This is a genomic window from Streptomyces sp. NPDC057280 (assembly GCF_042668605.1).
Lineage (GTDB): Bacteria > Actinomycetota > Actinomycetes > Streptomycetales > Streptomycetaceae > Streptomyces.
In genome coordinates this window covers 475,024-500,705 of record NZ_JBHUYR010000006.1, presented here as the reverse complement: position 1 = coordinate 500,705, position 25,682 = coordinate 475,024, and the positions used below count along the sequence as shown (strand labels likewise).

Annotated in this window: 22 protein-coding genes and 1 pseudogene; 14 read left to right on the top strand and 9 right to left on the bottom strand. The window is 71.6% G+C overall.

Features of this window, described 5'->3' with window-relative positions:
* Positions 1–5: 5 nt before the first annotated feature.
* The 5 genes from ACFUO4_RS32335 to ACFUO4_RS32315 all read left to right on the top strand — a co-directional run bounded on the left by ACFUO4_RS32335 (position 6) and on the right by ACFUO4_RS32315 (position 7,289).
* Complete coding sequence (locus tag ACFUO4_RS32335) at positions 6–962, top strand: carbohydrate ABC transporter permease (protein WP_383491548.1); 957 nt, start codon at positions 6–8, stop codon at positions 960–962.
* Positions 959–1,768: a carbohydrate ABC transporter permease gene (locus tag ACFUO4_RS32330; RefSeq protein ID WP_383491546.1), complete on the top strand. Its 810-nt coding sequence runs from the start codon at positions 959–961 to the stop codon at positions 1,766–1,768. Before ACFUO4_RS32335 ends, ACFUO4_RS32330 begins: the two co-directional genes overlap by 4 nt.
* Before the next feature lie 113 nt (positions 1,769–1,881).
* Positions 1,882–3,612 (top strand): amylo-alpha-1,6-glucosidase, encoded by a 1,731-nt coding sequence (locus tag ACFUO4_RS32325; protein ID WP_383491544.1) that lies wholly within the window; start codon positions 1,882–1,884, stop codon positions 3,610–3,612.
* Positions 3,613–3,683: 71 nt separating this feature from the next.
* Positions 3,684–5,525 (top strand): RICIN domain-containing protein, encoded by a 1,842-nt coding sequence (locus ACFUO4_RS32320; protein ID WP_383491542.1) that lies wholly within the window; start codon positions 3,684–3,686, stop codon positions 5,523–5,525.
* A gap of 246 nt (positions 5,526–5,771) precedes the next feature.
* Positions 5,772–7,289, top strand: a complete 1,518-nt coding sequence (locus tag ACFUO4_RS32315) for a methionine--tRNA ligase (RefSeq protein WP_383491540.1) — start codon at positions 5,772–5,774, stop codon at positions 7,287–7,289.
* A 12-nt stretch (positions 7,290–7,301) separates the two neighbouring features.
* Here the strand turns inward: ACFUO4_RS32315 and ACFUO4_RS32310 are convergent, their stop codons facing one another.
* The 4 genes from ACFUO4_RS32310 to ACFUO4_RS32295 all read right to left on the bottom strand — a co-directional run bounded on the left by ACFUO4_RS32310 (position 7,302) and on the right by ACFUO4_RS32295 (position 11,362).
* Positions 7,302–7,865, bottom strand: coding sequence for a hemerythrin domain-containing protein (locus ACFUO4_RS32310; protein WP_383491538.1), 564 nt, complete (start codon positions 7,863–7,865; stop codon positions 7,302–7,304).
* Positions 7,866–7,985: 120 nt separating this feature from the next.
* Positions 7,986–9,158, bottom strand: coding sequence for an alanine--tRNA ligase-related protein (locus ACFUO4_RS32305; RefSeq protein ID WP_383491536.1), 1,173 nt, complete (start codon positions 9,156–9,158; stop codon positions 7,986–7,988).
* Positions 9,159–9,344: 186 nt separating this feature from the next.
* On the bottom strand, positions 9,345–10,067 hold the full coding sequence (locus ACFUO4_RS32300; RefSeq protein WP_383491534.1) for a response regulator: 723 nt from the start codon (positions 10,065–10,067) through the stop codon (positions 9,345–9,347).
* Positions 10,052–11,362 carry a sensor histidine kinase gene (locus ACFUO4_RS32295; protein WP_383491532.1) on the bottom strand — a complete coding sequence of 437 codons (1,311 nt, stop codon included), beginning with the start codon at positions 11,360–11,362 and terminating at the stop codon, positions 10,052–10,054. The genes ACFUO4_RS32300 and ACFUO4_RS32295 overlap by 16 nt, the downstream gene beginning before the upstream one ends.
* Before the next feature lie 222 nt (positions 11,363–11,584).
* Here ACFUO4_RS32295 and ACFUO4_RS32290 point away from each other — a divergent pair, with 222 nt between their 5' ends.
* From ACFUO4_RS32290 to ACFUO4_RS32275, 4 genes are all read left to right on the top strand, one after another.
* Positions 11,585–12,277, top strand: coding sequence for an ABC transporter ATP-binding protein (locus tag ACFUO4_RS32290; RefSeq protein WP_383491530.1), 693 nt, complete (start codon positions 11,585–11,587; stop codon positions 12,275–12,277).
* Positions 12,278–12,350: 73 nt separating this feature from the next.
* Entirely contained in the window at positions 12,351–14,687 is a 2,337-nt protein-coding gene (locus ACFUO4_RS32285; protein ID WP_383491528.1) for an ABC transporter permease, read from the top strand.
* A 102-nt stretch (positions 14,688–14,789) separates the two neighbouring features.
* A complete protein-coding gene (locus ACFUO4_RS32280) occupies positions 14,790–15,494 on the top strand; it encodes a hypothetical protein (protein WP_383491526.1) in 705 nt (234 codons plus the stop codon).
* Positions 15,495–15,552: 58 nt separating this feature from the next.
* Positions 15,553–16,005 carry a flavodoxin family protein gene (locus ACFUO4_RS32275; RefSeq protein WP_383491524.1) on the top strand — a complete coding sequence of 151 codons (453 nt, stop codon included), beginning with the start codon at positions 15,553–15,555 and terminating at the stop codon, positions 16,003–16,005.
* Here the strand turns inward: ACFUO4_RS32275 and sigJ are convergent.
* The gene (gene sigJ / locus ACFUO4_RS32270; protein ID WP_383491522.1) at positions 15,995–16,909 is read right to left on the bottom strand and encodes an RNA polymerase sigma factor SigJ; all 915 of its coding nucleotides are present in this window, start codon (positions 16,907–16,909) and stop codon (positions 15,995–15,997) included. The genes ACFUO4_RS32275 and sigJ overlap by 11 nt on opposite strands.
* A 147-nt stretch (positions 16,910–17,056) precedes the next feature.
* On the opposite strand from sigJ, the gene wrbA reads away from it, so the two are divergent.
* Both wrbA and ACFUO4_RS32260 read left to right on the top strand, forming a co-directional pair.
* The gene (gene wrbA / locus ACFUO4_RS32265; protein ID WP_383491520.1) at positions 17,057–17,665 is read left to right on the top strand and encodes an NAD(P)H:quinone oxidoreductase; all 609 of its coding nucleotides are present in this window, start codon (positions 17,057–17,059) and stop codon (positions 17,663–17,665) included.
* A 34-nt stretch (positions 17,666–17,699) separates the two neighbouring features.
* A complete protein-coding gene (locus ACFUO4_RS32260; protein ID WP_383491518.1) occupies positions 17,700–18,341 on the top strand; it encodes a class I SAM-dependent methyltransferase in 642 nt (213 codons plus the stop codon).
* A 151-nt stretch (positions 18,342–18,492) separates the two neighbouring features.
* Here ACFUO4_RS32260 and ACFUO4_RS32255 read toward each other — a convergent pair whose 3' ends face one another.
* On the bottom strand, positions 18,493–19,419 hold the full coding sequence (locus ACFUO4_RS32255) for a GNAT family N-acetyltransferase (RefSeq protein ID WP_383491516.1): 927 nt from the start codon (positions 19,417–19,419) through the stop codon (positions 18,493–18,495).
* Positions 19,420–19,491: 72 nt separating this feature from the next.
* Here ACFUO4_RS32255 and ACFUO4_RS32250 point away from each other — a divergent pair.
* The 3 genes and pseudogenes from ACFUO4_RS32250 to ACFUO4_RS32240 all read left to right on the top strand — a co-directional run.
* Positions 19,492–19,584 (top strand): annotated as a pseudogene (locus ACFUO4_RS32250) (ArsR family transcriptional regulator); the annotation flags it as partial.
* A gap of 325 nt (positions 19,585–19,909) precedes the next feature.
* Positions 19,910–21,592, top strand: coding sequence for a hypothetical protein (locus tag ACFUO4_RS32245; RefSeq protein WP_383491514.1), 1,683 nt, complete (start codon positions 19,910–19,912; stop codon positions 21,590–21,592).
* A 184-nt stretch (positions 21,593–21,776) separates the two neighbouring features.
* The gene (locus ACFUO4_RS32240) at positions 21,777–23,429 is read left to right on the top strand and encodes a cellulase family glycosylhydrolase (RefSeq protein ID WP_383491513.1); all 1,653 of its coding nucleotides are present in this window, start codon (positions 21,777–21,779) and stop codon (positions 23,427–23,429) included.
* A 242-nt stretch (positions 23,430–23,671) separates the two neighbouring features.
* On the opposite strand, the gene ACFUO4_RS32235 is transcribed toward ACFUO4_RS32240, so the two are convergent.
* The 3 genes from ACFUO4_RS32235 to ACFUO4_RS32225 all read right to left on the bottom strand — a co-directional run bounded on the left by ACFUO4_RS32235 (position 23,672) and on the right by ACFUO4_RS32225 (position 25,643).
* Positions 23,672–24,022 carry a hypothetical protein gene (locus tag ACFUO4_RS32235; RefSeq protein WP_383491512.1) on the bottom strand — a complete coding sequence of 117 codons (351 nt, stop codon included), beginning with the start codon at positions 24,020–24,022 and terminating at the stop codon, positions 23,672–23,674.
* A gap of 116 nt (positions 24,023–24,138) precedes the next feature.
* Positions 24,139–24,594 carry a tellurite resistance TerB family protein gene (locus tag ACFUO4_RS32230; RefSeq protein ID WP_059193783.1) on the bottom strand — a complete coding sequence of 152 codons (456 nt, stop codon included), beginning with the start codon at positions 24,592–24,594 and terminating at the stop codon, positions 24,139–24,141.
* 191 nt (positions 24,595–24,785) lie between these two features.
* Positions 24,786–25,643: a fructosamine kinase family protein gene (locus ACFUO4_RS32225; RefSeq protein WP_383491510.1), complete on the bottom strand. Its 858-nt coding sequence runs from the start codon at positions 25,641–25,643 to the stop codon at positions 24,786–24,788.
* Between the last annotated feature and the right edge of the window lie 39 nt (positions 25,644–25,682).

The following is a 25,682-nucleotide window of genomic DNA, read 5'->3' as shown; positions in this document are numbered from 1 at the left end:
ATCCGATGAGTGCCACACTCCAGAAGCCGCACCACCGGGCCACGCTCGACGGCCCGGCCCCCACCGCGCCGCGCCGCCGACCCACCTCCCAGCAGTGGGCCGCCTGGGCCTTCCTCACGCCGGTGACCCTCTACCTCGTCCTCTTCTACGCCTATCCGCTCTACCGCAACCTCGACCTGAGCCTGCGCCACTACACCGTCCGCTCCTTCGTCCAGGGCGACGCACCCTTCACCGGCCTCGCCAACTACCGCACCGTCCTGGACGATCCGACCTTCGCGCCCGCCCTGCTGCACACCGTGGTCTTCACCGCCGTGTGCCTGGTCTTCCAGTACGCCCTCGGCCTGGCCCTCGCGGTCTTCTTCAACCAGCACTTCCGGCTCTCGGCCACCCTGCGCGCCCTGTTCCTCGTGCCGTGGCTGCTGCCGCTGATCGTGTCGGCCTCCACCTGGTCCTGGATGCTCAACAGCGAATCGGGCGTCGTCAACGCCCTGTTGAGCGCCGTCGGCATCGACCCGGTCAACTGGCTGACCTCACCGGACTGGTCGCTGGCCTCGGTGATCATCGCCAACATCTGGATCGGCGTCCCCTTCAACCTGGTCGTCCTCTACAGCGGCCTCCAGTCCATCCCCGCCTCGCTCTACGAAGCCGCCGCCATCGACGGTGCGAACGCCTGGCAGCGGTTCTGGCGGATCACCTTCCCGCTGCTGCGCCCGGTCTCCGCGATCACCCTGCTGCTGGGTCTCGTCTACACCCTCAAGGTCTTCGACATCATCTGGATCATGACCAAGGGCGGTCCCGCCGACTCGTCCACCACCTTCGCCACCTGGTCCTACCAGCTCGGCTTCGGCAACCTGGTGCCCGCCTTCGGCCCGGGCGCGGCCGTCGGCAACCTGCTCGTGGTCGCCGCGCTGGCCTTCGGCCTGATCTACGTCCGAATGCAGAGAAAGCAGGCGCTGTCATGAAGTCGCGAGGGAAGACGGCCGTCGGCGTGCTGCTGACCGGGATCATGCTCTTCCCGGTCTACTGGATGGTCAACGTGTCCTTCACCCGCGACCAGGACATGCGCAAGAGCCCACCCGACCTGTTCCCCGTCCACGGCACCCTGGCCGGCTACCGCACCGTCCTCGACGAGCAGTTGCCCTACCTCGGCACCAGCCTCGTCGTCGGGCTCGGCACCGTCCTGCTGACCGTGGCCCTGGCCGCACCCGCCGGCTATGCCCTGGCCAAGCTGCGCCCCCGCGGCGGCGGTGTCCTCAGCTTCCTGCTGCTGGCCGCGCAGATGATCCCCGGCATCATCATGGCGATGGGCTTCTACGCCATCTACCTCCAGCTCGACCTGCTCCAGACCGTGCCTGGCCTGATCGTCGCCGACTCCACGCTGGCCGTGCCGTTCGCGGTACTCATCTTCACCGCGTTCATGTCCGGCATCCCCGGTGAACTCCTCCAGGCCGCCCGCACCGACGGCGCCGGACCGCTGCGCACCTTCTGGTCCGTCGTGCTGCCGATGAGCCGCAACGCCGTCGTCACGGTGTCGCTGTTCGCGTTCCTGTGGTCGTGGTCCGACTTCGTCCTGGCCAGCACGCTCGTCAACGGCGGTGCCCACGAGCCGATCACGCTCGGCATCTACCACTACATCGGCAACAACAACCAGGAGTGGAACGCCATCATGGCCACCGCCGTCGTGGCCTCGCTGCCCGCCGCGGTCATCCTCGTCCTCGCCCAGCGCTATGTCGCCGCCGGTGTCACCGCCGGTGCCGTCAAGGACTGAAGCGACCTCCGCACCCCCTTGCCGAAGAAACGCCCCTGCCGAAGAAAACGCCCCTGCCGAAGAAACGCCCGTGCTGAAGAAACGCCCGTGCTGAAGAAACGAGTAGCCCTTTCATGACCGTCGCCCGAACCGGCCCGGCCTTCTCCCTCTCCGACATCCCGTTCAGCAGCTACGGATCGTGGTTCGACGTCTCGCCCGTGGTGGCGGAGAAGACGTACGCCGACGACCTCCATCTCGTGTCGCACCAGAACGGCATGCACGCCGTCCTGCGCCTGGTCCCGCTGTCCGAGGGCGAGCGGGCGGAGACCGACCGGCAGGGCACACCGGGACTGCTCACCTGGACCGGGCAGGCAGGCCGCGTCGAACTCGCCTACGAGTCACCGGACACCGTACGGCTGCGGGGAAGCGGCCTGGACATCGGCGTGTTCGCCGCGGCGCGGACCCTGACCCCGTTCAGCGGCACGTACTTCTTCCACGACCCGGCGGCGGACGCGCACGTGTTCACGTCGTACGAGACCGGACGCCGCTACCGCGTCACCCTGCTGTCCGGCGCCGTCGCCGCCACGCCCGGCGACCAGAGCCTGGGCAGCACCGACCGTGGTCTCACCGTCACGGCGGGGGGTGGCGGCGGCTGGGAGATCGCGATCGAGGAAATGGACACCGCCCGCCCGCCGTACGCGTCCTCCACGACGTTCGACGACGTCGTGGAGTCCGCGCGGAGCGCCTTCGCCGGCTTCGTGGACGCCGTCGCTCCCTGGCGCTCTTCCGACACCCCCGCCGCCGAACTCGCCGCGTACGTCCTCTGGTCGGCGACCGTCCGGCCGGCGGGACTCGTCACCCGGCCCGGCGTGCTGATGTCCAAGCACTGGATGGACAAGGTCTGGAGCTGGGACCACTGCTTCAACGCCCTCGCGCTGGCGCCGGGTTGCCCCGAACTCGGACTCGACCAGTTCCAGCTGCCCTTCGACCACCAGGACGCCAGTGGCGCCTTGCCCGACTCGGTCACCCATTCCGAGGTGCTGCACAACTTCGTCAAACCGCCCATCCACGGCTGGGCCTTCGGCCGGCTGCGGCGCCGGTTGCCGACGCCTCCGGCCGAGGCCGAACTGGCCGAGGTGTACGAGCGGTTGGAGCGCTGGACCCGCTTCTGGCTGACCGCCCGCCGCGCTCCCGGCGCCGAACTGCCGTACTACCAGCACGGCAACGACAGCGGCTGGGACAACGCCACCACCTTCGACCCCGAGCGGGTGGTCGTCACCGCCGACCTGGCCGCCTTCCTGGTCCTGCAGATGCATGAACTCGCCTCACTTGCCGGGGAGTTGGGCAGGCAGGACGACGCACGCCGGTGGACGCGAACGGCCGAGGAGACGCAGGCCACGCTCTTCGAGCAGCTGTGGACCGGGGACCGCTTCGTCGCCCGGGGAGTCGCCACCGGGGACACCTGGAGCACCTCGAGCCTTCTCGACCTGATGCCCGTCGTGCTGGGCGAGCATCTGCCCACCGAGGTCGGCAGCACGCTGGCCGACCACATCAAGGCCCACCTCACGCCGTACGGCCTGGCCACCGAACTGACCACCTCCCCGCACTACCTCGCCGACGGCTACTGGCGCGGCCCCATCTGGGCCCCCGCCACCGTCCTCATCGAGGACGGCCTGCGCCGGGCGGGCCACCACCGGCTCGCCGACGACATCAGCGCCCGCTTCCGGACCCTGTGCGAGACGCACGGGTTCGCCGAGAACTTCGACGCCGTCACCGGAACGGGCCTGCGCGACCGCGCCTACACCTGGACCGCCGCCAGCTATCTCCTGCTGGCCGAGGCGCACGCACACCGAGACGGCCGCTGACCGGCCGCCTCCTGCACCACCCCGGGCACGACCGGGCCCGGGGCCCACCCCACCCTTGCAGGAGCCGCACCGTGACCTCGCCCCGGACACCCCGCAGACCCCGACGCCGGTCCACCGCCGCCGTCGCCGTCCTCCTGGCCGCCCTGGCCACGACCCTGCTTCCCGCCGCCCCCTCCCAGGCCGCGGACACCGCCGTCACCGTGGACTTCGCCACCGCCGGAGGCGCCCCCACCTACCGCGCCTCCGGCATGATCTACGGGCTGACCGTCGACGGTTCGCAACCGCCGGACCACTTCTTCAAGGACATCAAGTGGCACTTCGAGCGGGCCGGCGGCGCGCAGCTCAACGGCGGCGGCTACGCCACCAGCCTCGCCGAGTACCGCACCCGCTGGAACGCCACCCTCGCCCAGTACAAGCGCACCAAGGCACTCGGCGGAACCTTCATCATCCTGCCGCACGACCTGTGGGGCGCCGACGGCACCACCAACACGGGCTTTCCCGGCGACAACGGCAACTGGACGCAGTTCGACAACTTCGTCAGCCAGCTCATCTCCGACGTCAAGGCCAACAACATGACGGTGGAGTGGGACCTGTGGAACGAGCCGGACCTCAGCGGCTTCTGGGGCCGGTCCCAGAGCCAGTACCTGCAGATGTGGTCGCGGTTCCACGCCGCCGTGCGCGCCAACCTCCCCGGGCAGCTCATCGTCGGCCCCAGCACCGCCAACCCGCCCAGCTCCTCCAACACCTGGTGGACCACCTTCCTGAACCACGTCAAGACCAACAACGTCGCCCCCGACATCTACAGCTGGCACGCCATCCCGCACGACCCCGTCACGGCCGTGGCCAACGCCAACTCGACCCTCGCCGCCGCGGGCCTGACCCGCACCCGGCCGTACCAGATCAACGAGTACGCCGGGCGCGAGCAGCAGAACCCCGGGGGCGGCGGCTGGTTCATCAGCCGCCTGGAGCGGGCCGGCGCCGACGGCCTGCGCTCCAACTGGGGAGGGGGCCCCGGCCTGCACGACTACGCGGCCGACCTGCTCACCAAGAACAGCTCCGGTCAGTACCTGCCGAAGGGGGAGTGGTTCCTCTACCGGTACTACGGCTCCCAGACCGGGAACATCGTGAACCTCACGCCCGGTACGAACACCGACGGGCTGGCGACCAAGGACAACACGGCCCGCAACGCCAAGATCCTGCTGGGCACCAACGGCAACACCGGCAACGTCACCGTCAACCTCAACCGCCTCGACACCACGTCGGTGGTGGAGAGCGGCCGGGTGCGCGCGGTCGTCCAGCGCATCCCGAACAACGGCGGAGGCGCGGTGACGGGCCCGGTGACGGTCTCCGACCAGACCCTGACCGTCAGCGGCAACTCGGCCGCGGTGAGCGTGCCGTGGACGGATGCCGCCGACGGCTACACCGTCACGCTGCTGCCCCCGTCCGACACGACCGTCTCCACGGTCGCGGTGGTGCAGCACAGCGGCCAGTGCCTGGACGACACCAACCTGTCCACCGCCGACGGCACGCAGTACCAGCAGTACCTCTGCGAGGGCGGCTACCAGCAGATGCTCGATTTCAAGCCGGTCGCCGGCCGGACCAACACCTACACCGTCGTGAACGAGCACAGCGGTAAGTGCCTGGACGTCTCGGGCGCGTCCACGGCCGACGGTGCCGCCGTCATCCAGTGGACCTGCAGCGGCACCACGAACCAGATGTTCACCCTCAACCCCGTCACCGCGCTCGGCAACGGCAAGGACTACCAGCTCGTCGCCGTGCACAGCGGCAAGTGCGTCGACGTCAGCGGCGTCTCGACCACGGCGGGCGCCCCGGTCCATCAGTGGACCTGCGACCCGGCGAGCGCGCTGAGCACCAAGAAGAACCAGATCTGGCGACTCCTCGGCAAGAGCTGACGGGGAGGGAGCGTGCGGCGCCCGGCCGGACCCCGGGGGTGAGCGACCCCCGGGAACGCCGGAAAAGCAGGTGTCCACCGCCGGGCGCCGTTGCTACCCTCGTCGCCATGATCACGCCTTCGACTCAGCAACGGATGATGCCCCCGCACTGGGGCTGCTGAGCACGGACGCGTACCGAATCCGAGGCCCCGGGACGGGGCCTCGACGCGTTGTGCGGTTCAGGTCCCGGTACCGGCGGGAGGACCGATGACCACACCACGCCACTACATCACCACGACCATCCCGTACGTCAACGCCCGCCCGCACCTGGGCTTCGCCCTGGAGCTGGTCCAGGCGGACACCCTGGCCAGGCATCGCCGCCGGCGGGGCGACGACGTCCGTCTGTTGAGCGGCACCGACGACAACTCGCTGAAGAACGTGCTGGCCGCGGAGGCGGCGGGCGTGGACGTACGGACCCTGGTGGACCGCAACGCCGACGCGTTCGCCGCCCTGCGCGACCCGCTCGCCCTGTCCCTCGACGACTTCATCCGCACCAGCAGCGACCCCCGGCATCGTGCGGGGGTGGAACGCCTGTGGCGCCGGTGCGCGGAGGCGGGTGACCTGTACCGCACGGCCTACGAGGGCCTGTACTGCGTCGGCTGCGAGCAGTTCTACACGCCGGAGGAACTGGTCGACGGACGCTGCGCCGAGCACGGCACCGAGCCGCAGCGGGTCGCCGAGGAGAACTGGTTCTTCAGACTCTCGCGGCACGCCGACCGCCTGCGTGAACTGATCACCGGCGGCGCGCTGCGCATCGAGCCCGTCGCCCGCCGCAACGAGGTCCTCGCCCTCATCGACGGCGGCCTGCACGACTTCTCCGTCTCCCGCTCCCACACCCGCGCCCGTGGCTGGGGCATCCCCGTGCCCGACGACCCCGACCAGGTCGTCTACGTGTGGTGGGACGCCCTCGGCAACTACGTCACCAGCCTCGGCTACGGCACCGACGACCCCGCCTACCAGCGGTGGTGGGCCGCCGCGGACCGCCGCGTCCATCTCGTCGGCAAAGGCGTCGTACGCTTCCACGCCGTCTACTGGCCGGCCATGCTGCTGTCGGCGGGCCTGCCGCTGCCGACCGACATCCTCGTCCACGACTATCTGACGGTCGGCGGCCGGAAGATCAGCAAGTCCGGGAACGGGACCACCGTCGACCCCGTCGCCCTGACCGCCGCGTTCGGCACGGACGCGGTGCGCTGGTGGCTGCTGCGTGACGTCCCCCGGATCGGGGACGCCGACTTCACCGAAGAGCGGCTGATCGCGCGTGCCGACGCAGACTTCGCCGGAGGCCTCGGGAACCTGGTCCACCGGATCGTGACCATGGTCCACCGGTACCGCGCGGGGACCGTACCGGCGCTCGGCACCGACCGGTTCGCGGTGACGGCGCTGCTCGACGTGTGCCGGGCTGCACCCGGGCGGATCGACGCGGCCCTCGGCGACTTCGACTTCCGGCGGGCCGTCGGCGCCGCCTGGGACATCGTGGAGGAGGCCAACCGCTGCATCGACGCCGCCCGGCCCTGGGAACTGGCCCGGGCGGAGCGCCAGGGCAACGCCGACGCCGCCGAACGCCTCGACGCCGTCCTCGCCGCGCTGGTCACGGCATGCCGGGTGCTCGGCGACGAACTCTGGCCCTTCGTGCCGGGGGCGGCGGAGCGCATCGCCCGCCAGGTGACCCCGGTCGGGGGCGCCCTCCCGGAGGCGGCGCCGCTCTTCGGCCGCCTCCGGGACTGAAGAGCGGCGCGGTCAGTCCTCCTTGCCGCGGCCCGTCAGCGCGTCGCGCATCCGGTCGACCAGGCCCAGGCCCGGCGCGAGCAGCTTGTTCGCCGGCGGCTCGCTCGGCGTGGACGGGTGCGGGCGGGTCGGCGCCAGCTTCTTGGCCTTGCGGATCTTCTCGCCCAGCTCGTCCAGGCGCTCCGGCGGGCAGACCGCGCGGAGCTGGGGGAACAGGTTCTCCTCCTCGTCGGCGATGTGCGCGCGCACCTCGGTCATCAGCTCGCCGACGATCCGGTCGAACTCCGGGTCGTCGGCCTCACACGACTCCAGGTCCTTCATGAGCTGCTCGGCCTTCGCGTGGTCCTCGATCTCCCGGTCGGCGAGGGTGTTGCCGTTCGCCAGGTGCTCCCGCACGGCGGGATACAGGTACTCCTCCTCGGCGACCGAGTGCCGGACCAGCTCGATGGTGGCCTGGTCGGCATGGACCTTGCGGTCCTTGTCGCCGGAGGGCAGCGCCTCGATGCGACCGAAGAACTCCTCGACCTCGCGGTGATCGGCGACCAGCTCGTCGATCACGTTTCCGCCGTGCCCCATGCTCTCCACCTCCGACTGGATCGGGCGACTCCGGGAGGGAAGCCGCCGCGGCCCCCGAGTGCCCCGGCCGTCCGAGCAGTAACACGGCCGGGGCACTCGGTCGCGATCATGTGGGGTGGCTCATCGCCGCAGGCCGCGCAGGCCGACGACGAGATCGCGGGGCAGACCGTGGGTGTCGTGGAGGTAGTGGTAGTCCTCCTCGGTCAGCTGCCCTTGGTACCGGGGGTGGGAGAGGACGCGGTGGCCCCGGTCGAGGAGCCTGCCGAAGCGGCGCTCCTCCTCCAGCAGGACGCCGAGCACGGGGCCGGTGCCGCCGGGCAGCCGGAAGTGGTCCAGCGTGTGCTCGACGAGTTCCCGGGGCAGGTCGGACAGGGTACGGCCGCGGTCCTGCTGCCAGAGGGTGGTCAGGAGGCGGCGGACGAGGCGGCGCAGGACGTAGCCGCGCCCGGTGGGGGAGGGGCGTACGCCGTCTCCGATGACGACGACACCGGAGCGCAGATGGTCGCAGACCAGGCGGAACGACGGCTCGTCCAGGTCCCACAGCCCCGGGAGCAGCCGCGTCCAGGGTTCGAACAGATCCGTCTCGTAGACCGAGCCGCGGCCCTGGAGGACGGTCAGCAGGCGCTCCAGCCCCATGCCCGTGTCGATGTTCGGCTGCGACAGCGGCGTGAGACTGCCGTCCTCGTGGCGGCGGTAGCGCATGCCGACGTGGTTCCAGACCTCCACCCAGCGAGGGTCGGTGGCGGGGCTGCCCTCCGGCGGGGTGTCGCCGGTCCAGACGAAGATCTCCGAGTCGGGGCCGCACGGGCCGACGGGGCCGTTGGACCACCAGTTGTCCTCCACGGTCTGCTCGACGGGGACGCCCAGCTCCTCCCAGGTGCGCAGTGATCCGGTGTCCGGGCCGACCTGGTCGTCGCCGCCGAAGACGGTGACGTACAGGTGCCGCTGAGGGATGCCGAAGCCGTCGCGGAGCAGCTCGTGGCCCCACCGCAGGCTTTGCGAGTGGTCGTAGTCGCCGAGGGACCACGAGCCGAGCATCTCGAACACCGTCAGATGCGTGGGGTCGCCGACCTCCTCCAGGTCGGTGGTGCGCAGACAGCGCTGGACGTTCACCAGCCGCCGCCCCCGGGGATGAGGGTGGCCCTCCAGATACGGGGTGAGCGGATGCATGCCGGACGTGGTGAACAGCACCGGGTCCGAGGGCGGCGGCAGAAGCGTGCTGCCGGTGATCAGGTGGTGGCCGCGCTCGACGTAGAAGTCGGTGAAGGTGCGCAGGGTGCGGTCGGTGTTCATGACGGTTTTCCTTCAGGCTTCAGGGCACCGGAAAGGACCGTGGGAACAGCGAGGGGTGTACGCGCACTGCACCGGCGGTCCGTTTCCGGCCGCCGGGGGAGAGGTGACGTGAGGTCAGGCGGTGGCAGCCGGGGAGCTGGTCGCTCGCGCGGCTGCGGTGCGGGTGTGCTGGGTGACCTCCATGGCTCAACGGTAACGATCCGCGCCCGGGACGTCTTCCGGATTTCCCGGTGTGATCAGCCCCGACTCGTAGGCGAGGACGACCGCCTGGACACGGTCGCGCAGCTCCAGCTTCGACAGGATGCGGCCGATGTGCGTCTTCACCGTGGTGGGGCTGAGGAACAGGCGCTCCGCGAGCTCGGCGTTGCTCAGACCCGTCGCCAGCAGCCGGAGCACCTCCACTTCGCGCGGGGTCAGCGCGGAGAGGTCGCGGTGCGGGGAGGCGGCCGGGCGGGGCTCCTCGCGCTGGGCGAAGCGCTCGATCAGCCGGCGGGTGATCGCCGGGGCGAGCAGGGCGTCGCCGGACTGCACGAGGCGTACCGCGGCGACCAGGTGCTCGGGGGTGACGTCCTTGAGCAGGAAGCCGGAGGCGCCCGCGGTGAGCGCCGCGTACACGTAGTGGTCGAGGTCGTACGTGGTCAGGATGATGACGCGGGTGCCCTCGGAGGCGTCGTCGGCGAGGATGCGCCGGGTCGCCTCGATGCCGTCCATGCCGGGCATCCGGATGTCCATCAGCACCACGTCGGGGCGGGTGCGCCGGACCGCGGCGACCGCCTCGGCGCCGTCGGCGGCCTCCGCGGTCACCTCGATGCCGTCCGCGGCGAGGATCATCCCGAATCCGGTGCGGACGAGGGCCTGGTCGTCGGCGATGACGGCGCGCAGCGCGGGCCCGCTCACGCGGTCCGCCACGGGACGAGGGCTCTGACGCGGTAGCCGCCGACGAGCGTCCGACCGGCGGTCAACTCACCGCCGTAGACGGCGAGTCGCTCGCGCAGCCCGATCAGGCCGCGGCCGTTGCCGTCCGCCGGTGCGGCAGCGCGGACGGCGCCGGTGTCGACCACCTCGATCTCCAGCCGGTCGTCCCCGTAGCCGATCGTGACGGACGCCTCGGCGCCCGGCGCGTGCTTGATCGTGTTGGTCAGCGCCTCCTGCACCACGCGGTACGCCGTCAAGTCCACGCCGGGCGGCAGGGGTTCGGGCGGCAGCGACACCGCGATGCCGACCGGCGTACCGGCGGCCCGCACGCGGACGATCAGCGCGTCGAGCTGCGCGAGCCCCGGCTGCGGCTCCAGCGCCTCGGGCTGGTCCGGGTCCGGAGCCGCCAACAGTCCCATGACGTGCCGCAGTTCGGCCATCGCCGCCCTGCCGCCCGCCTCCACCGCCAGCAACGCCTCCTTCGACCGCTCCGGTGCCGCGTCCATCACCTTGCGCGCCGCGCCCGCCTGGATGACCATCACGCTCACATTGTGGGTCACGACGTCGTGCAACTCGGCCGCTATCCGGGCGCGTTCCTCCTCCACCGCCCGGCGCATCACCTCCTCCTGCTCGCGCTCCAGGCGGGCGAACCGCTCCCGGCCCGCCGCCATCTGCCGCTGCCACACCCGGGCGAGCCCGGCCACTACCCCGGCGATCAGCAGGACCACCGCGGGGCTCGTCCACCCCGGCAGGACCGGTTCGGTGTCCCGGAACGCCAGCCCGGCGAGCACGGCCGCGACGAACAGCCCGGCCAGCGCCCCCACCCGGTGCCTGCTGTACATGACCGCGCTGTAGGCGCCGACCACGCAGGTCAGCACGTTGATCCAGGAGGCGTCGTCCCCGATGGCCAGGACCGCGCCCATCACCACGGCGAACACCATGAACGGATACCGGCGCCGGACCGCCAGCGGCAGCGCGGAGAGCACGACCAGGACGAAGGGCGGCGCGGCGGGTTCCTCCTCCACCAGCCACCGGCCCGGCGACGGCGGCCGGGGCGGAACCGGTGCGCCGGGGTCGACCGGGGCCACGTTGATCGGCCCGTCGCCCGGATAGCGCGCCGCGACGAACAGCGCGACGGCGGTCAGCAGCACCGCCAGCACCGCGTCCGCCCACACGGCCCGCCGGGACAACGGCTCACGCCGCGGCTCCGGCCGCAGCGTGTCCCGCAGCTGCCGTCGCCACCCGCGCCGGTCGTCCGTACGCCGTGGGCGCAGGTCCTCCGTCTCCATCCGCACATTGTGCGGCCCGCCCGACCGGAGCCGCGTCCGCCTCGGAGGCCGGCGAACCGTCCCCGAGGCGTACGCCGCAGGGATGACCCCCGGCCCGGATCGTCCGCGCGAAGGGCCGCAAGTCGGTGCCCCGGCCGACGCGCCGCACCCGCGCCCGCCCCTACGTTCGCTGGGCCGGTGCACAGCAACAGCCCACCCCACTCACAAGGACGGACGACTCCCATGACTCAAGTGATCGAACTGTCGGGCGTGGCCAAGCGCTACGACAGTTCGGGCGCACCCGCGCTCGGACCGATCGACCTCGGTGTCGCCCAGGGCGAGGCCCTCGCCGTCACCGGTCCCTCCGGCAGCGGCAAGTCCACGCTGCTGAACCTCGTCGCGGGCCTGGACAAGCCGACCAGCGGCACGGTGACCGTCGCCGGTGAGCGCGTCGACCGGCTCAGCGAGCACGCGTCGGCGCGGTTCCGCCGGGAACGGATCGGCATGGTCTTCCAGTTCTTCAACCTGCTCGACGACCTCACCGTCGCCGACAACATCCAGCTGCCCGCCCAACTGACCGGAACCGCACGCCGCAAGGCCGCCGCCCGGGCCGGCGAGCTGATGGAGCTGCTGGGCATACAGAAGCACGCCCGCGCCTACCCGGGGCGGCTGTCCGGCGGTGAGCGGCAACGGGTCGCGGTGGCGAGGGCGTTGGTGAACCAGCCCGCGCTGCTCCTCGCCGACGAACCGACCGGCGCTCTCGACAGCGCCTCGGGCCACGACGTACGGGAACTGCTGGTGGACCTGCACCGGGGCGGCCAGACCATCGTGCTGGTCACCCACGACCCCTCCCTCGCCGAGGCGGTGGCGAGCCGCACGATCCACCTGGTCGACGGCCACCTCGCCCTCGACACCCGGGCGGAGGCGGTCCGATGAGCGCGCTCACCCAGTCGCGGGCGCCGAGGTGCGCCCCGCGTCTCGGCCCCGACACCCGGACGGGGGCCGGCCGATGAGTGCGCTCAGCCGTATCGTGCGGTCCGGGGTGGGCAGACGGCGGGTGCAGACGGTCGTCATCGCCCTCGCCACCATGATGGCCGTGGCCTCGGCCGTGGTCGCCGGATCGCTGATGGTCGCCTCCAACGCGCCCTTCGACCACGCCTTCGCCGCGCAGAACGGGGCGCACCTCGTCGCCCAGTTCGACCCTGCCAAGGCGAGCACGGCTCAACTCAAGGCCACGGGACGGCTCGACGGGGTCACGGGCAGCGCGGGGCCCTACCCCGTCACGACGATCCGGCCGGTGGACGAGGGCGGTGGCCACCTTCCCCCGGTGACGCTGGTGGGACGGTCCGCACCGGACACCGACGTCGACCGGCTGAACCTGAAGTCCGGACGGTGGCCGGCGAAGGCCGGCGAGGTCGTCCTCTCCAGCGAGTTCGACGGTCCCGCCCTCCGGCTCGGCGCCACGCTCAACACCTCGGACGCCGCGGACAGCACGGCGTTGACGGTCGTCGGCTTCGCCCACTCGGTCGGCGAGAGTGCCGACGCCTGGGCGACCCCCGCACAGGTCACCGCGCTCGCCTCCGACGACACTCGCGTCACCCGCCAGATGCTCTACCGCTTCGACTTCGCCGGCACCAAGGCGCAGCTCGCCGCCGACCGCCGCGCGCTGTCCGCCGCCCTGCCCTCCGGGGCGCTGATGGGCACCGAGTCCTGGCTGGACACCAAGCGCGCCGCCGACCAGAGCGCGGCGCCGACCATCCCCTTCCTCATGGCGTTCGGCGTCCTCGGCATCGTCATGTCGGTCATCATCGTCGGCAGCGTCATCAGCGGCGCCGTCGGCACCAGCCTCCGGAGGATCGGCATCCTCAAGGCCCTCGGCTTCACCCCGCGCGAGGTGGTCCGCGCCTACGTCGCCCAGGCGCTGGTCCCCGCCGCAGCCGGGATCGCGCTGGGTGTGGTCCTGGGAAACCTGATGGCGATGCCGCTCCTGGAGGACACCGAGACGGTCTACGGCAGCGCGTCGCTGTCGGTGGCCTGGTGGGTGGACGTCCTGGTGGCCGGTGCCGCGCTGTTCGTCGTCGCGGTCGCCGCGCTGGTGCCCGCGCTGCGGGCGGGCCGGTTGCCGACCGTGGAGGCCATCGCGGTCGGCCGGGCACCGCGCACCGGGCGGGGGCAGTGGGCCCACCGGGCGGCGGGGCGGCTGCCCTTGCCCCGCGCGGTGACGTACGGCCTCGCCGGCCCCTTCGCGCATCCCGTGCGCACCCTCGCGATGCTGCTCGCGGTCGCCTTCGGCACCGTCGCGGCGACCTTCGCACTCGGGCTGACCGCGTCCCTGAACGCGGTCGGGTCGGCCCAGGACCCGGAGGACCGCGCCCCGGTCACCGTCTTCACCGGCCAGCCCCACTCGGGACCCGGCGGGGCCGGGACCGCCACGGCCGATCCCGCGCAGGTGACCGCGGCCATCAAACAGCAGTCCGGCACCGACACCTACTACGGCAGGACGCAGACGGACGGCACCGCGGCCGGCGTCCCGGGTGCCGTGCAGGCGGTGCTCTACGACGGTGATCTGCGCTCCGCCGCCTACGAGATGATCTCCGGGCACTGGATCACGGGACCCGGCCAGGTCGTGGTCTCCACCCATTTCCTCAAGACCACCGAGACCGAGGTCGGCGACACGCTGCGGGTGACGGTCGGCAAGCAGACGCGGACCCTGACGATCGTCGGCGAGGCCTTCGACACCTCCGACGACGGACTCCGCTTCCACGCGAGCCTCGCCGACTTCCCCACGGTCGAGCCGCAGATGTTCCTCGTCGACGTCAAGCCGGGCGTCCAGGCCACCCCGTACGCCATGAAGCTCGACGAGACGGTGAGCGCGCTCGGCGCTCAGGCCATCGCCAACTCCTCTTCGCGACAGGACAACCTGATCCTCGTCCTCGACGCGATGGCGGCGCTGCTCACCCTGATGCTGGTCTCCGTCGCCGGCCTCGGCGTGCTCAACTCCGTCGTCCTCGACACCCGGGAACGCGTCCACGACCTGGGCGTGTGCAAGGCGCTCGGCATGTCGCCGCGGCAGACGGTGAGCCTCGTGCTCGCCTCGGTGGCCGGGATCGGGGTGGCCGGCGGGCTGATCGGGGTGCCCGTCGGGTACGCGCTGCACGGCTACGTCCTGCCGAAGATGGCGGAGACCGCCGACACCGGACTGCCCAAGGTCGTCCTCGACGTGTACGACACCCCGGAACTGCTCCTGCTCGGCTGCGCCGGCATCCTCATCGCCGCGCTCGGCGCGCTGTTGCCGGCGAGCTGGGCGGCGAAGGCCCGCACCGCGACGGCACTGCGCACGGAGTAGCCGAACACCGCCCTCATCAGCACATTTTCATTACGACACCTGCACAATCACGGTCCCCCGGGCGATGATTGATCGCGCAACAGAACCATCCCTGGGGGGACCATGAGTTACGACAACACGCAGCCGCCCATGCCCGGCTACAACCCGCCGCCCGGGCCCGGCTACTACCCGCCGCAGCCGCCGCAAGCGCCGCAGACGCCGAAGAAGACCACCACGGTCCTCATCGCCGCCGGCGCGGCGGTGGTCGCGGCCGTCCTCGCCGCCGTCGTCACCGCGAGCGTGACCGGCGACGGCAAGGCCGAGGCGGCGCCCACCGTCACCGTCACCAAGACGGCACCGGCCGAGGGCGGCGACACCGCCGCCGACGACTCCGCCACCGACGCGGCGGACTCCGAGGCGCCGGCGGAGGACTCCGGCGACGACTCCTACGGCTTCGACGACACCATCGCCTACGACAACGACGTCGAGATCAGCCTCTCCAAGATCTCCCGCGCGGTCTCCAGCGAGTACGCGTCCCCGGAGAAGACCCCGTACGCCAAGTTCACCATCAAGATCGTGAACAAGTCGGACAAGAAGATCGACGCCTCGATGATGACGGTGAACTGCGCCTACGGCGACGAGGGCCAGGAAGGGGAGTCCATCTACGACGACGGGCTCGACGGCCTGCCCGACACCAGCATCCTGGCCGGCCGGTCCCTCTCCGTGCCCTGGGGCTGCGAACTGCCCAAGGGCGAGTCCTTCCTCCAGATCGAGGTGGCGCCCGACTACGAGTCGGAGACCGCGATCTTCACCGGCAAGGTGAAGTAGCCCTCGCGGCAGCCGTCGCGTTTGCGCCGGGTGCCCGGGCGACGGCAGGGTGCGGGGTGTGCCTACCTTGCTGATCGTGCATCACACGCCCTCGCCCAACTGCCAGGCGCTGCTGGAAGCCGTCGTCTCCGGGGCCACGGACCCGGAGATCGAGAACGTCCAGGTCGTGCGGCGGGCCGCGCTCGCGGCCACCGCCTCCGACGTACTCGCCGCCGACGGCTTCCTGCTGGGCACACCGGCGAACCTCGGCTACATGTCCGGGGCCCTGAAGCACTTCTTCGACCAGATCTACTACCCGTGCCTGGACGACACGCGAGGGCGGCCCTTCGGCTACTGGGTGCACGGCGGCAGCGACGTGACCGGCGCGGTACGCGGCATCGAGTCCGTCACCACGGGCCTCGGCTGGCGCCGCGCGGCGGACGCCGTGACGGTGACCGGAACGCCGGAGAAGCCCGATGTGCAGGCCTGCTGGGAGCTGGGCGCGACACTCGCGGCCGGGCTCATGGAGTGACGGCGACCACCGTCCAGGGCCGGAGCTTGTCCGGGTTGAGCACCGCCCAGATGCGCTGGATGCGGTCGTCCACGACATCGAACGCCAGCACCGACACGGTGACACCGTCGAGGCGGGTCACCAGCCCCGGCTCTCCGTTGACCGTGCACTCCAGGAGCTCCACGCCCGACGCGGCGGCGGGCCGGTCGGCGTAGAAGCGGGCGATCCGTTCGGCGCCCACGACGGGGTGGAGCTCGGCCCGGGCCCGGCCGCCACCGTCGCCGGTCGCCGTGGCGTCGGGGGCGAGCAGGCCGACGAGAGCGTCGATGTCCTGCGCCTCCCAGGCCTGTCTGAAGGCGCGGACGAGGTCGGCGTGCCGGGCGGCCGGTGCGGCGGTAGCCCGCGTCTCGCGCACCCGGCGGCGGGCGGCGGAGGCCAGCTGACGGCAGGCGACCGGCGTACGGCCCACGATCTCGGCCACCTCGGCGAAGGAGTAGCGGAAGACGTCGTGCAGGACGAACGCGACCCGCTGGGCCGGGGTCATCGCGTCGAGCACGACGAGGAAGGCCATGCCGACCGACTCGTCGAGGGAGACACGGTCGGCCGGATCGCCCGCCCCCGCGCCGCCCCACTCGGCGCGGTCGGGCAGCGGTTCGGGCAGCCACGCACCCACGTACCGCTCCCGCCGGGCCCGCGCCGAGCCCAGCAGATCGAGGCAGATGCGCCCGGCCACGGTCGTCAGCCAGCCGCCCGGTGACGCGATCGCGTCCCGCTGCCGCCGGGGCAGGGCGTACCAGCGGGCGTACGTCTCCTGCACGACGTCCTCTGCGTCGGCCAGGGACCCCAGCAGCCGGTACGCGAGGTTGATGAGCTGCCGCCGTTCCCGCATGACCGCGTCCAGGCCCGGATCGGACTGGAATTCCATCGTGGTGCCGCCCCCTTGATCGCAACTGCTGTCTTCTCTACGACGACGCGGCCCGCCGGAAGGTGAGGCCGGCCGGCCGGTGCCGCCTCACGTTCCGGCGGGCTGTCTCGTCGTACCGGCACAGTCCCGAGAACGAGGAGACAGCACGTGACATCCGTGAACGTGGCGATCATTTACTACAGTTCCACCGGCACCGTGCACGCCCTGGCACAAGCCGCCGCCGAAGGGGCGGAGAAGGCGGGCGCCGAGGTGCGGCTGCGCAGGGTCGCCGAGACCGCCCCGCCGGAGGCGATCGGGGCCAACCCGGCCTGGGCCCGGCATCTGGAGGACACCGCCGACGTCACAGAGGCCGGCCACGACGATCTGGCCTGGGCGGACGCCGTGCTCCTCGGCACCCCCTCCCGCTTCGGCAATCCGGCGAGCCAGCTCAGGGCGTTCATCGACACCACCGGGCCGCTGTGGTTCCAGGGCGCGCTCGCCGACAAGGTGTACTCGGCCTTCACCGCCTCCAACACCGCGCACGGAGGCCAGGAATCGACCCTCCTGGCCCTGGGCAACACCTTCCACCACTGGGGCGGCATCATCGTGCCGCCCGGCTACACCGACCCCGTCCAGTTCCGGTCGGGAAACCCCTACGGCACCTCCCATGTGGCCGGTGACGGTCCGCCCGGAGAGGTCTCCCTGCAGGCGGCCCGCCACCAGGCGCGCCGCGTGGTCGACACTGCGGCCGCTCTCAAAGCGGGCCGAGCCGCCTGACCGGCGTGCCACGCCGAGATGACATGCTGGCCGTATGGGCGATCACGCGCGGCACGACTCCGTACGGCACAGCTACGACACCGTGGCCGAGGAGTACACGACCCGGCTCCATGCCGAGCTCGAAGGCAAGCCCCTGGACAGGGCGTTGCTGACCGCGCTCCTCGAACAGACCGAACCGGGGGCGGCGATCGCTGACTTGGGCTGCGGCCCCGGCCATGTGGCGGCCTGGCTGGCGGACAAGGGTGCGCGAACGGTCGGGATCGACCTGTCCGCGGGCATGGTCGAGGCGGGACGCAGCCGCTTCCCCGAGGTCGAGTTCCGCCAGGGCGATCTGCTGGAACTCCCGGCGGAGGACGGCGAGTTCGGCTCCCTGATCGCCCTCTACACCGTCATCCACCTCGAACCCGGCGAACTGCGGCGCGCCTTCGAGGAGATGGAGCGGGTCCTGCGCCCCCAGGGCCTGCTCCTGCTCTCCTTCCACGTCGGCGAGGAGGTCCGGCACCTGGACGAGTGGTGGGGGCACCCAGTGGATGTCGACTTCCGCTTCCTCGACCCCACGCACCTCACCGGGCTGCTGGAATCGGTGGGCTTCACGGTGGAGATGAAGCTGGAGCGCACGCACTACGCCCACGAGGCGGAGACCCGCCGCGCCTACGCGCTGGCCCGCCGCACCTGACACGTCACGACCGGCTGGTGAAAACCCGCAGTCCCTGGCGGGCATCAGCGGGAAGAGCCGGTCGTAGCGCTCGCCGTCCTGCTGCCGGTGCCGGAGCTGAAAGGTCGCTGCCGACGCCGTCGTACCCGGCCCGGGCCGGCCTGATGGTCGGTCAGGTCAGGACCGCTTCCCAGGTGTCGACGGCGTAGTGGAGCTTCATGCCGTTACGTCCGTACAGTTCGGGGGCCCCGGTCGCGTTGGCCGTGTCCACCCCCAGCCCCACGGTGTCCCGCCCCCGCGCGGCGAACGCGGCGAACGCCTGCCGCAGCAGCAGCCCGCCCAGCCCCTGCCCCCGGGCCTCCCTGAGCACCCCCACGCTGCGGATCCATCCCATGGCCGGGCGGTCGTCCCGCGCGATGAGGAAGCCGGCGTCGCCCAGCTCGTCGGTACTGACGATCCACACCAGCGACCAGTCCAGACGCTCGGCGTCGATGTCGTGCAGCCACTGCTCGTAGGCGCGCGGCTGGAAGTCGAAGTGCTCGGCGAAGCTCGACTGGTACAGCACGTGGGCGCGTTGACGGTCCGCCTCGGTGCCGCACGGGCGGATGCGTACGCCTTCAGGCAGCTCCGGGGCGCGGTCCAGGGCCTGGCCGAGCGGGCGTTCCAGTACGTGGTAGCGGCGAACGACGTACCAGCCGCGCGCCTCGATCAGTGCAGTGTCCAGCGTCGGCCGGGTGTTGAGATGCAGATGGACGACGGCCTTGGCGGCGCCGTTCGCCCGGGCCCGCTCGACGGCCCTGACCTGGAGGGCGTCGAGGATCTGTTCCCCGGCCGCCTGATCGTCGGGCAGGACGTAGTGGTCGACGTCGATCCGCTCGTTGCCGGAGTCGTCCCACAGCAGCCCGTACGCCACCAGCCGGTCCCCGTCGAAGGCCAGCCAGGAGTCGCGCTCCAGGTCGACCGCCGGATGTCGGAGATCGGCCTCGACCTCGGGGAGGTCGGTCTCGCGCCGGCCGATCTCGATCTCGTCGACGGCGTTGAGCAGCTCGGTGATGGCGGGCGCGTCGGCGAGCCGGGCGGGGCGCAGGAGGTAAGGCATGAGGGCCAGGGTCCAGGGGGAGGAGGGCGGCCGCAACGGGTTTTCGGCGTCGCCGGGCCGACGTGGTTTGTCTTGCCGGCCTGCCTGTTGTTCGACGGTCCACTGACCGTGAACGACCTCGCCGCCCGTCTGGAGGTGGCGCCCGCCACGGTCAGCCTGATGGTCGGCGACCTGAGCGGCAAGGGCGTTCTCGACCGCCACGAGGACCCCGCCGACAGGCGGTGTCGCATCGCGGCCATCGCCCCGGACCAGCACGAGGCCATCGCCGCCCGGCTCGCCCCCGGCGCCCACGCCTGGCGCCGCGTCCTCACCCCGCTGGAGCCGGAGCAGCGTCGCTTGTTCGTCGACACCCCGCTCGCCTACGAGGCGACTGTCGCCGAGGAGCGGGAACGCCGAGGTGGCCGCGCGGCGGTGGCGGTTGTCGGCGTGTCGGGCGCAAATCACCCTGTAACGTCGCGAATCCAGGCCTGCTCGCGCTCGGGGGAATCCCATGGACTACTACGACCTCGGCTCCCACAGCCGCACCGTGACCACCTCGTCGCCCGAAGCCCAACTGTGGTTCGACCGCGGGCTGGTGTGGACGTACGCCTTCCATCACGAGGAAGCCGTCGTGTGCTTCCAGGCCGCCGCCGAGGCCGATCCCGACTGCGCCATGGCCTACTGGGGCATCGCGTACGCGCTCGGCCCCAACTACAACAAGCCCTGGGAGTTCTTCGACGGCGACGACCTCACCCGCACCGTCGAGCGCACCCACGCCGCGGTCGAACGGGCCCACGAGAAGGCCGCGGCCGCCGCCACCCCCGTCGAGCGGGCCCTGATCGAGGCCCTGCGCGCCCGCTACCCGCAGTCGAAGCCCGTGCCGGACTGCTCGGTGTGGAACGAGCCGTACGCCGCCGGCATGCGAGCCGTCCATCAACTCGCCCCCGACGACGCGGACATCGCCACCCTGTACGCCGACGCCCTGATGAACCTCACCCCTTGGCAGCTGTGGAACCTCAGAACCGGTCAACCGGCGGAAGGCGCCCGCACCTTGGAGGCCAAGGCGGTCCTCGACCGGGTGCTCGCCTCGGACGCCGGGGCGCGACACCCCGGTGTGCTCCACATGTACATCCACCTCATGGAGATGTCCCCGGTCCCCGAACAGGCCCTGCCCGTCGCCGACCGGCTGCGCGGACTGGTCCCCGACGCCGGACACCTCCAGCACATGCCGTCCCACCTGGACGTGCTGTGCGGCGACTACCGCCGGGTCGTGTCGGACAACACCGCCGCCATCGGCGCCGACGAGAAGTACCACGCCCGGGCCGGCGCGATGAACTTCTACACCCTCTACCGGTCGCACAACTACCACTTCAAGATCTACGGCGCGATGTTCCTCGGCCAGTCCCGCATCGCCCTGGAGACCGCCGCCGAGCTGGAGGCGTCGATCCCGGAGGACCTGCTGCGCGTGCAGAGCCCGCCCATGGCCGACTGGCTGGAGGCCTTCCTCGCCATGCGGGTCCATGTGCTGATCCGCTTCGGCCGCTGGACCGACATCCTCCAGCTGCCGCTGCCCGCCGACCCGGAGCTGTACAGCGTGACGACCGCGATGCTCCACTACGCCCGCGGAGTCGCCCTGTCCGCCTTCGGCCGCATTTCCGAAGCCGAGGCCGAACGCGGTCTGTTCCACGAGGCGGTGGCCCGGGTCCAGGAGACCCGCATGCTGTTCAACAACACCTGCACCGACATCCTCGCCGTCGCCGCCGCGCTGCTCGACGGCGAACTCGCCTACCGCAAGGGAGACTTCGACGCCGCATTCGCCGCGCTGGAGCAGTCGATCGCACTCGACGACAACCTGCCCTACGACGAGCCGTGGGGCTGGATGCAGCCCACCCGGCACGCCTACGGCGCCCTGCTCCTGGAACAGGGCCGGGTCGCGGAGGCGGAGGCGGTCTACCGCGCCGACCTCGGTCTCGACGACACCCTGCCGCGCGCGGTCCAGCACCCCGGCAACGTCTGGGCGCTGCACGGCTTCCACGAGTGCCTGGTCCGGCTCGGCAAGACGGGGGAGGCGCAGATCGTCGCCCAGCAGCTGAAGATCGCGGTCGCGCTGGCGGACGTGCCGATCGAGGCGTCCTGCTTCTGCCGGCTGGATGCGGTGTCGGGCGACGGGGGAGGGGGCGGGTGCTGCGGGTGAGCCGGCGCGGTTCCTCCGCCAACGTGCGCGTGACGGTCGGTCTTTGCTCATTCCCTTGACGTGTACCTGGCGCAATCGCTTTCATGGGAGCGCTCCCATGATTCTCTCCTCCCACGCCTGAGTTTCTTGGCGCTCACTCCCAGGAGTCGCAGTGAGAAGAACAAGAAGCACGACTAGAAAGAGCATGACGAGAAACGCGACAGAAAAGAGCCCCTTGGCCCGGCTGGCGGCAGTCCTCCTCGGTCTCGCCCTCCTCGGCGCCCTCTGGCCGGCCGCCGCGTATGCCCAGGCCGAGCCGCCGGGCACCCAGGCCACCGGGCTGCACATCGGCAACGGCCGGCTGCTGGAAGGCAACGGCAACGACTTCGTGATGCGCGGCGTCAACCACGCCCACACCTGGTACCCGAACCAGACGCAGTCGCTGGCCGACATCAAGGCACTCGGCGCCAACGCCGTCCGTGTCGTCCTCGCCGACGGTCACCGCTGGACCGCCAACAGCGCGGCGGACGTTGGCAACGTTGTCAGCCAGTGCAAGGCCAACCGCCTCATCTGCGTCCTGGAGGTGCACGACACCACCGGGTACGGCGAGGACGCCGCGGCCGGCACCCTCGACCAGGCCGCCGACTACTGGATCGGCCTCAAGGACGTCCTGGCGGGCCAGGAGAACTACATCATCATCAACATCGGCAACGAGCCCTGGGGCAACACCGGCCCCGAGGGCTGGACCGCCCCGACCATCGCCGCGGTCAAGAAGCTGCGCAACGCCGGCTTCGAGCACACGATCATGGTGGACGCGCCCAACTGGGGCCAGGACTGGCAGGGCGTCATGCGCGCCAATGCCCAGAGCGTCTACGACGCCGACACCACCGGCAACCTGATCTTCTCGATCCACATGTACAGCGTCTTCGACACCGCGGCCGAGATCACCGACTACCTCGACGCCTTCGTCGACGCCCGACTCCCCATCCTCATCGGCGAGTTCGGCGGTCCCGCCGACCAGTGGGGCGACCCGGACGAGGACACCATGATGGCCACCGCCGAGCGGCTCGACCTCGGCTACCTGGCCTGGTCCTGGAGCGGCAACACCGACCCGGCCCTCGACCTCGCGACCGACTTCGACCCCCACAAGCTCAGCTCGTGGGGTCAGCGCATCTTCAACGGCACCAACGGCATCGCCCAGACCGCCAAGGAGGCCACCGTCTACGGCGGTGGCGGGTCCGGCGACACCCAGGCACCCACAACCCCCGGCACCCCGGGCGCCTCGGCGGTGACGGCCACCTCCGCGACCCTCACCTGGACCGCGTCCACCGACAACGTCGGCGTCGCCGGCTACGACGTCGTCCGCGTCAGTAGCGGCACCGAGACGAAGGTCGCCGCCTCCACCACCAACTCGGTGACCGTGAGCGGGCTTTCGGCCGAGACGTCGTACACGTTCGCCGTCTACGCACGGGACGCGGCGGGCAACCGCTCGGCCCGCTCGGCGACGGTCAACGTCACGACCGGCAAGGCCCCGGTGCTCAACTGCTCGGTCGGCTACCGGATCGTGGGGGAGTGGCCGGGCGGCTTCCAGGGCGAGATCACGATCCGCAACACCGGGACCACCGCCATCAACGGCTGGACGCTCGGCTTCTCCTTCGCCAACGGCCAGACGATCTCCACCATGTGGGGCGGCAGCCCGACCCAGAGCGGTGCGAAGGTCAGCGTCACCCCCGCGTCCTACACCTCCACCATCGCCGCCGCGGGCTCGGTCACCGTCGGCTTCATCGGCGTCAAGAGCACGTCCAACGCGGCGCCGACCGCCTTCACGCTGAACGGCAGTACCTGCGCGACCAGTTGACCCCTACGCCCCGCTGAGGGCGAGGTCCGTGGCTGACCGGCGGTGCCGTCACGCCGGTCAGCCACGGCGTGGGTCGCGTATGGGCGCACCTGCCTCAGTGGGCGGTGAAGCCACCGTCGACGGGCAGGGCGGTTTCGGCGACGCAGCTCGCGCCGGGGCTGCACAGCCACGGCACGGCCGTCGGCCTCGACCGCGCCGCCCAGCCGGCCGATGGGCTGCTCCTCGAGGATCCCGGTCATGGCCTACGGCGAGGTGGCCGGGCGCGCCGCGATCCCCGAGCTGTCGGCGGTCGCCGTGGCGGGCGGTCGCACCCTTGTGGCGGCACCGGCGGGTGCGGCGGCGCGCACACCGGGCTGCCGGGTACGGAGGTCGTCGTACGGCCGGACGGGGAGCCGTACGCCTAGGCCCTGCCCGGCGGCATCCGGGAACCGGATCGGCGTGACGACGGCGCTGCCGGCCGGCCTCCGGTCCGCCGAGCGGAAAACGGCCGCCCGGGGGACGCCGGTGCCTACGGTCGCGAGGTTGGCGCTGACCGGGCCGGTGCCGCGCCGGGTGGCTGTCCTGTCGCGGCCGCGCCCCTCGCGCCCGCGCAACCGGCCGGCGATGTGCCGTCGCGTCGGCGATGTCCTCCGCCGCCTCCGCGGTGACGACGGTCCTCGTCCCGCGCGCGGCGGCGCCTCTGTGACGAGGCGCCACCGGGCGCCGGACCTCAGAGGTCGAACTCGTGCGGCGGCAGGTCCAGAGCGAAGCAGGCCTCGCGGACGACCGCCTGCTCGGTCTTGTCGAAGTCGCCGTCGGCGCCGCCGATGACGATGCCGATCTGGATCACGGCACGCGCCTCGGCCGGCTTCTTCTTCGCCTTCCCGATCTCCTGGAGCACGCTGACCTTGCCGAAGGCGAAGTCGGTGGTCAGCTTGTTCAGGTTCTCGTCGAACCGCCGCTGGAGGTCCATGGCGTCGAAGTTCTGAAGAACCTCGTTGGTGGCGATCAGCTGGGCCACGCGCTGGCGCTCGGAGGGATCCACCGTGCCGTCGGCGGCGGCCACCAGCGCGCACATCGCCATGCTGGCATCACGGAACGCGCCGCTCTTGAGGTCGTTCTTCTTCGCCACGAGCTGGGTCTGCATCGTCGACGCGGATTCCTTGATGCGGTCCCACAGAGCCATCGGTACTCCCCAAAGTTGACGGGCCCGGTCCGTCCCGCTGACGGACCGACGCCCCCTGATCTCTACAGCAACGTAGAAACTAGCGGCCGGGCCGATAAGTTCCGGCGACCGGGAAGCGACCGATGAAGGAGCATGTCGTGCCCACCCGTCGACCCGCTCGTCGGGCCTCCGCAACCGCCGTCGGCGTGGAGTCAGGCGCCCGCGTACGGGCGGGCGGTCGCGAGTGCCTGTTCGGCGTAGGAGCGGCCGAACAGGACGGCGTGGACCAGGAGCGGGAACAACTGGTGCAGGCCGACGCGCTGTCGCCAGTCCGGGGCGAGGGGCGCCGCCTGCTCATAGCCCTCCAGCACCTGGGTGAGGTGCGGGCAGCCGAACAGCTGGAGCATGGCCAGGTCGGTCTCGCGGTGTCCGCCGTGCGCCGCGGGGTCGATGAGCCAGACGTGGCCGTCGGCGCCCCACAGCACATTGCCGCTCCACAGGTCGCCGTGCAGCCGCGCGGGCCGCTCGGCGGGCCCGGCCAGCCGGTCGACGCGCTCGCAGACCCGCTCGATCACGGCGGCCTCGGCGGACAGCAGCGTGCCCTCGTCGACCGCGGTACGCAGGTAGGGCAGGACTCGGTGCCGGGCGTACCAGTCGGGCCAGTTGTCACCCGGCACGTTGCTCATCGGGGCGGCGCCGATGTACGCGTCCGCCGGACCGCCGGGCGGCGGGGCACCGAAGGCGTCGGCTCCGGCGGCGTGCAGTGTGGCCAGCTCACGGCCGAACCGCAGGGCCGTCGCGGCGTCCGGCCGCCCCTCCGGGACCGACCCGGTCGCGAGCCACTGTCCCTCACGCCCGCGCACCCCCGGCACCCGTACCGCACCGGCCTGGCCCAGCCAGTCCAGGCCCGCGGCCTCGGCACGCGCCGCCCCCGCGCTGCCGGCGTCCTTGACGACCACCGGCCCACCATCGAGGGCGACCTCGGTGACCGCACCGGTGAGCCGTCGCCGCGCCACCACGGCCCGCCCGGTGAGCCGGGCCGCCACGGTCTCCGGGTTCTCACCGCTCATCCGTCGGACTCCGCGTCCAGCAGCATGCCGACCTCCCTC

What these genes read in the sequence shown, in the direction of transcription:
- ACFUO4_RS32230 (WP_059193783.1), bottom strand. Translation starts at nt 24,594, where the DNA reads ATGGCTCTGTGGGACCGCATCAAGGAATCCGCGTCGACGATGCAGACC.
- ACFUO4_RS32285 (WP_383491528.1), top strand. Translation starts at nt 12,351, where the DNA reads ATGAGTGCGCTCAGCCGTATCGTGCGGTCCGGGGTGGGCAGACGGCGG.
- ACFUO4_RS32225 (WP_383491510.1), bottom strand. Translation starts at nt 25,643, where the DNA reads ATGAGCGGTGAGAACCCGGAGACCGTGGCGGCCCGGCTCACCGGGCGG.
- ACFUO4_RS32310 (WP_383491538.1), bottom strand. Translation starts at nt 7,865, where the DNA reads ATGGGGCACGGCGGAAACGTGATCGACGAGCTGGTCGCCGATCACCGC.
- ACFUO4_RS32260 (WP_383491518.1), top strand. Translation starts at nt 17,700, where the DNA reads ATGGGCGATCACGCGCGGCACGACTCCGTACGGCACAGCTACGACACC.
- ACFUO4_RS32315 (WP_383491540.1), top strand. Translation starts at nt 5,772, where the DNA reads ATGACCACACCACGCCACTACATCACCACGACCATCCCGTACGTCAAC.
- ACFUO4_RS32240 (WP_383491513.1), top strand. Translation starts at nt 21,777, where the DNA reads ATGACGAGAAACGCGACAGAAAAGAGCCCCTTGGCCCGGCTGGCGGCA.
- ACFUO4_RS32295 (WP_383491532.1), bottom strand. Translation starts at nt 11,362, where the DNA reads ATGGAGACGGAGGACCTGCGCCCACGGCGTACGGACGACCGGCGCGGG.
- ACFUO4_RS32325 (WP_383491544.1), top strand. Translation starts at nt 1,882, where the DNA reads ATGACCGTCGCCCGAACCGGCCCGGCCTTCTCCCTCTCCGACATCCCG.
- sigJ (WP_383491522.1), bottom strand. Translation starts at nt 16,909, where the DNA reads ATGGAATTCCAGTCCGATCCGGGCCTGGACGCGGTCATGCGGGAACGG.
- ACFUO4_RS32330 (WP_383491546.1), top strand. Translation starts at nt 959, where the DNA reads ATGAAGTCGCGAGGGAAGACGGCCGTCGGCGTGCTGCTGACCGGGATC.
- ACFUO4_RS32290 (WP_383491530.1), top strand. Translation starts at nt 11,585, where the DNA reads ATGACTCAAGTGATCGAACTGTCGGGCGTGGCCAAGCGCTACGACAGT.
- ACFUO4_RS32335 (WP_383491548.1), top strand. Translation starts at nt 6, where the DNA reads ATGAGTGCCACACTCCAGAAGCCGCACCACCGGGCCACGCTCGACGGC.
- ACFUO4_RS32305 (WP_383491536.1), bottom strand. Translation starts at nt 9,158, where the DNA reads ATGAACACCGACCGCACCCTGCGCACCTTCACCGACTTCTACGTCGAG.
- ACFUO4_RS32245 (WP_383491514.1), top strand. Translation starts at nt 19,910, where the DNA reads ATGGACTACTACGACCTCGGCTCCCACAGCCGCACCGTGACCACCTCG.
- ACFUO4_RS32255 (WP_383491516.1), bottom strand. Translation starts at nt 19,419, where the DNA reads ATGCCTTACCTCCTGCGCCCCGCCCGGCTCGCCGACGCGCCCGCCATC.
- ACFUO4_RS32280 (WP_383491526.1), top strand. Translation starts at nt 14,790, where the DNA reads ATGAGTTACGACAACACGCAGCCGCCCATGCCCGGCTACAACCCGCCG.